Consider the following 279-nt stretch of genomic DNA (forward strand, 5'->3'; position numbering starts at 1 on the left):
GGTCGGAGCGGGCGTTACCCGCGCTTTCCTGAACCGCGGCAAGGGCCTGGTCGACCTCGGCGCCCTCAAGGGCACGTCCAGCACCGCCGCCGCCATCAACGACAGGGGCCAGGTGCTGGGCCACTGGACCACCCGCGGCGGCCAGGTGCGCGGCTACATCTACGACAAAGGCAAGCTGCGCGACCTCGGGACGATCGGCGGCCGGGCGACCACCTGGACCGACATCAACAATGCCGGCTATATCAGCCTCCACGCCGTCGACCCGCCGCTCCCGGACGG

At 71.0% G+C, this 279-nt stretch carries 1 pseudogene; it reads left to right on the top strand.

Annotation, left to right across the window (positions count from 1 at the left end):
- Positions 1-279, top strand: a pseudogene (locus KVT32_RS29890) (HAF repeat-containing protein); the annotation flags it as partial.

Source organism: Achromobacter sp. GbtcB20, from assembly GCF_019091095.1.
In the GTDB taxonomy this organism is placed as follows: domain Bacteria; phylum Pseudomonadota; class Gammaproteobacteria; order Burkholderiales; family Burkholderiaceae_B; genus Achromobacter; species Achromobacter mucicolens.